Origin of the sequence: Nostoc sp. LPT (genome assembly GCF_017115165.1) — a bacterium.
In the GTDB taxonomy this organism is placed as follows: domain Bacteria; phylum Cyanobacteriota; class Cyanobacteriia; order Cyanobacteriales; family Nostocaceae; genus Nostoc.
In genome coordinates this window covers 1-4,199 of the sequence record NZ_JABXKF010000098.1, presented here as the reverse complement: position 1 = coordinate 4,199, position 4,199 = coordinate 1, and the positions used below count along the sequence as shown (strand labels likewise).

At 41.8% G+C, this 4,199-nt stretch carries 5 protein-coding genes and 3 pseudogenes; 3 read left to right on the top strand and 5 right to left on the bottom strand.

Annotated elements, in window-relative coordinates; genetic code table 11:
• Positions 1-200, top strand: a pseudogene (locus HWQ58_RS19320) (LuxR family transcriptional regulator); the annotation flags it as partial.
• A 90-nt stretch (positions 201-290) separates the two neighbouring features.
• Here the strand turns inward: HWQ58_RS19320 and HWQ58_RS19315 are convergent.
• Complete coding sequence (locus HWQ58_RS19315; RefSeq protein WP_292866016.1) at positions 291-506, bottom strand: hypothetical protein; 216 nt, start codon at positions 504-506, stop codon at positions 291-293.
• A pseudogene (locus HWQ58_RS19310) lies at positions 440-1,039 on the bottom strand (ISAs1 family transposase); the annotation flags it as partial. The pseudogene HWQ58_RS19310 and the gene HWQ58_RS19315, both read right to left, overlap by 67 nt.
• A gap of 303 nt (positions 1,040-1,342) precedes the next feature.
• Between HWQ58_RS19310 and HWQ58_RS19305 the strand changes: the two are divergent.
• Positions 1,343-1,981 carry a histidine phosphatase family protein gene (locus HWQ58_RS19305; RefSeq protein WP_292866013.1) on the top strand — a complete coding sequence of 213 codons (639 nt, stop codon included), beginning with the start codon at positions 1,343-1,345 and terminating at the stop codon, positions 1,979-1,981.
• A gap of 10 nt (positions 1,982-1,991) precedes the next feature.
• On the opposite strand, the gene HWQ58_RS19300 is transcribed toward HWQ58_RS19305, so the two are convergent.
• Together HWQ58_RS19300 and HWQ58_RS19295 are read right to left on the bottom strand one after the other, a co-directional pair.
• Positions 1,992-2,213 (bottom strand): hypothetical protein, encoded by a 222-nt coding sequence (locus HWQ58_RS19300; RefSeq protein ID WP_292866011.1) that lies wholly within the window; start codon positions 2,211-2,213, stop codon positions 1,992-1,994.
• Positions 2,214-2,313: 100 nt separating this feature from the next.
• A complete protein-coding gene (locus HWQ58_RS19295; protein ID WP_292866009.1) occupies positions 2,314-2,556 on the bottom strand; it encodes a hypothetical protein in 243 nt (80 codons plus the stop codon).
• A gap of 76 nt (positions 2,557-2,632) precedes the next feature.
• On the opposite strand from HWQ58_RS19295, the gene HWQ58_RS19290 reads away from it, so the two are divergent.
• A complete protein-coding gene (locus HWQ58_RS19290) occupies positions 2,633-3,598 on the top strand; it encodes an aldo/keto reductase (protein WP_292866006.1) in 966 nt (321 codons plus the stop codon).
• A gap of 160 nt (positions 3,599-3,758) precedes the next feature.
• Here the strand turns inward: HWQ58_RS19290 and HWQ58_RS19285 are convergent.
• Positions 3,759-4,053, bottom strand: a pseudogene (locus HWQ58_RS19285) (IS1 family transposase); the annotation flags it as partial.
• Positions 4,054-4,199 lie beyond the last annotated feature (146 nt).

Below are 4,199 nucleotides of genomic sequence, written 5' to 3'. Positions count from 1 at the left end.
ACCTTGGACAAGTCTATTGCGATCGCTCAAATTCATACTTCAATTATGCAACGCCGAATGTTGCATTGTCGATCGAACGTAACCCTGTAGCTCGTTACATCGCCGATCGTCATACTCCGGTTCACGAAGGATTAGTCGCCTTCCCGAAAGCTTGGGCAATCCTTTGTCCCCGCCCTAATCATTCTATTAATACTAAATAACTAGCTGATTAGGTACTTAAAAGTATGTTCTCTTGGAGAGAAAGAGAAACTTTTATGTAAAATATTAAATTAGAGTTTTGATAGCCTGATTTAGCCTAACCCGAAAACTCTTGCTAAATAGTTATTATCCATTGCTGCGAGAAACTGTTTATTTTTTATCCCAAGTTTAACGCGCTTTTCTTTACCTAAAACATTGACTGCAATCTGTCTAAGAACCGCAAAATTTTCTGGGGCATTGTCTTTTTTAACGTGATTACATAATCTGCATTTTGCTGTGTAATTAACTTGAAAATCTCTTTTTGACAACCGATTGCATCAATTGTCAGATACACCCAGACAGTTCTAATACCTTTAATAACTCAGGAATTGCTTTAATCTCATTCGATTTTTCATCCACCTTCACTTGTCCCAATACTAATCTATTGGTAGTTGCCCATGCACTTACTATTTGAATCGCACTTTTATCATTATTATTATCATAAGAGTTACAGAGAGTTTTCCCATCAATTGCAACCACTTCACCTTCAGTTATCTTCTGTATTGATTTCATCCAACAAAGAAAACATTCTTGAAACTGTTGAGGCTTTATTTGTGCAAAGAAGGAGCGCAAATGTATCATGAGACGGAATGCCATTTGGCAACTCTAAAAATGTTTGTAACCACTCATACTTCGCACAACCATAAGTCTCTATTGCTACCCATCCATCTGCTCCACAAATCACCACACATACGGCAATGGTTATGATATCGATTAACTTGTGTCTTTTGCTTCGATCTATTCGTGGGTCTTCTATCACTGCAAAGTGGTCAGCAATCGTGATTTTCGGCTTGAGTTTCACAGGCTCTGGCTTCATTCTACTTTGAGAATGACAATATCATTATTTAGCGATCGCTCTGTTCACAACTTCTATATAGTTCATGCGTACTAGTATAGCCCACCTCTACTTAGGACTTTTTTCCAATTTAGATGCGTTTGCCCTGGAGTACTAGCTGAAACCGTTACTTTTGAAATCGAAGACAAAAGTTTGTGGTTGATTGACTTTTTTAGTTGATTACTTTGTCCTGGTGTCACAGACTCGATTGCGAGATTGATGGTACTTTATGTTTGCACAAACTCCTTTATCCTAATCGCGATACAAGCTATGACACTCAATTTATATTTACTGCGACATGGAGAAACTACTTTTAGTCAAAGTGGTAATTTCTGCGGTGAAACTGATGCGGAGTTGACAACAGAGGGGATGCAGATGGCATCCGGTTTTGCTGATGTTTATCAAAGCTTGTTGTGGGAGGCTGTTTATGTTAGCCCGATGAAGCGCACAATTGCAACTGCCAAGCCATTTTGTGATGCTATCGGTATGGATATGCAGTTGCGTGAGGGACTTAGAGAAGGTAGTTACGGCGAATGGGAAAGGAAGAGTAAATCGTTTGCCCAAGAGAATTACGCCCAAAACTATGTAAAATGGTTGACAGAACCCGCTTGGAATGCACCATTAGGTGGAGAAACTGCGGTAGATATTGCTAACCGTTCTATGCCTGTAATTGCTGAAATACAAGAAAAACATCCCCAAGGTAATGTTTTAGTAGTTTCCCATAAAGCCACGATTCGGATTATGCTTTGCAGTTTACTGGGAATTGATTTGGGACGCTATCGCTATCGGGTGAATATTTTGGTCGCGTCGGTAAGTATGGTTAAATTTGACGTTAATGGTCCTTTGTTAGAAATATTAGGCGATCGCCATCATATACCTGATCATATTCGCTCTCGTCCAGGAACATAATAGGCATTTTTCAATTAGTTCTGTGAGTCAAGATTTTGTGGGCTGGGCGATCTGGGGTTTCCTCTCTACGAGACGCTACTTGCGTTCGCTTGTAAAAGCTGAAGTTAAAAGGTTTTGGCAATTTGGCATCACAAGTCTCTGAATTGCCGTTTAAATAAGATATCAACACAACAGAACAGTCACAAATCGCCAGTTGTTGACCCAACGCTGTAGAACTCAGCAGCCAACTCATAGCGCTCGGTCATCGCAACTCTTGGAGACGCTGCGCGAACGCTACAACTGGCTAGTAATGTACTAGAAAATACATATTCAATCTGCGTAGGCGCAGCCCCTTAAAGTAGACATCGCCCACTTTCCCCCGAACTAAAGAGGCAAGTACAACCCCCTACTATCGCTACTATCGCGCTTGGCTTGGCGTGGGCATAACGGCTGGTGGTGTGCAAGCTGGTGTGCCTCAAAGTCTGCCGTACCAATTGCCCAGGTGCGCTTCGGTCTAAACTATGGCTAGCGTAGGCGTAGCCCGCCAACTCTTGGAGACGCTTTGCGTAGCTTGCTTCCACGAAGTGGTACGGCATCGCCCTATAAAGGTTTCCTCTAAGAAACCTTTATAGTTGGTACAAGTAATTCTAAAACTGTCTTGAGAGAAAACTTATGGTTGTTACACAAAGACGTAAACTTGGACGTTCAGAACTAGAAGTATCACCACTATCTTTTGGTGGAAACGTGTTTGGGTGGACTATTGATGAAAATAATTCATTTGAGATTTTAGATAACTTTATAGCGGCTGGAGGTAATTTTATTGACACAGCTGATGTTTATTCCAAATGGGTTGCGGGAAATATTGGTGGAGAGTCTGAGACAATACTGGGAAAATGGCTCAAGCAGCGTGGTCATCGTGACCAAGTAGTGATTGCAACTAAGGTTGGCAACGATATGGGTGTTAAAGGCAAAGGGCTTTCTCGTAAACACATTCAACAAGCTGTTGAAGACTCGTTGCAGAGGTTACAAACTGATTATATTGATCTATATCAATCGCATATCGACGATGAAACTATTCCACTTGAAGAAACTCTTGAAACCTACGGGGAATTGATTCGTCAGGGAAAAGTACGTGCGATTGGTGCTTCCAACTATAGTGCAGAGCGTTTGCTACAGGCATTAGAAATTAGCCGTCAGTATGGCTATCCTCGCTACGAAAGCCTTCAGCCCCGTTATAACTTGTATGACCGAGATGGTTATGAGCAGGATTTACAACAAATTTCCCAAGAACACGAAATTGGTGTGATTAGCTATTCTTCTCTGTGCAGTGGCTTTCTCTCTGGTAAATATCGCTCAGAAGAAGATTTGTCTATTAGTCTTCGTGGTAATTCTGTAAAAAGATATTTAAACCCTCGTGGTTTGCGAATTCTAAAGGCAATTGATCGGGTGGCAAAGATTTATAATTCTACTCCCACCCAAGTTTCTCTGGCGTGGCTCATTGCTAATCCTACCATTACCGCACCTATTGTTAGTGCAACAAAGGTTGAGCAACTCAACGATATCATCAAAGCTGTTAATCTTCATCTCGACCAACATGCTATTGACCTTCTTAATCAAGCCAGTTCCTCAAACAGCTAGTACCGCTACCTTGGAAGTCAATAGTCAACAGTTATTCCCCCCATCCCCCTATATAAAGAGCTTTCCTTTTTGAAAAAGGGCGGCACATTCCGATGGTTGGCTTGGGCTATCGGCTGGGGGGTGAGGGCGATCGCGCCACTAGATTACATGGCGTTGCATATTTTGGTACATCTGGAAGTTTTTCTCCCAGTTGTTTGACCCAATAAATAATAGTGGTGTGATGCACGCCTTTAACCTTTTCAATCCCACGAAAACCCATGCCGTTCAGGTACATTTTTAAGCATTCTTATTTTATCTCCTGTGAATATCCTTTCGGAGGGTCGTACACGTCGATAAATTGGCGTTAGCGAAGCGGGGCGGAACGCACATCGCATTTTATACAAATGTGATAAGAGTTTACCTCTTTGCTTACCATTTTTCCGAACTTCCGTAGACTTACAGTATGGACATTGCACAGTAGATGGCCTCAATTCATCCCTCTATTATGCAACGCCCTGCTGTAATTTATTTGACGCAGAGGCGCAGAGAGTAGGAGTTTGAGAGAAGTTTTTGCGATCTATGCGGGGTAAAAGACGAATGTCCTTAGTTCAATGCTTTCTCG

What these genes read in the sequence shown, in the direction of transcription:
- HWQ58_RS19305 (WP_292866013.1), top strand. Translation starts at nt 1,343, where the DNA reads ATGACACTCAATTTATATTTACTGCGACATGGAGAAACTACTTTTAGT.
- HWQ58_RS19300 (WP_292866011.1), bottom strand. Translation starts at nt 2,213, where the DNA reads ATGAGTTGGCTGCTGAGTTCTACAGCGTTGGGTCAACAACTGGCGATT.
- HWQ58_RS19295 (WP_292866009.1), bottom strand. Translation starts at nt 2,556, where the DNA reads ATGCCGTACCACTTCGTGGAAGCAAGCTACGCAAAGCGTCTCCAAGAG.
- HWQ58_RS19290 (WP_292866006.1), top strand. Translation starts at nt 2,633, where the DNA reads ATGGTTGTTACACAAAGACGTAAACTTGGACGTTCAGAACTAGAAGTA.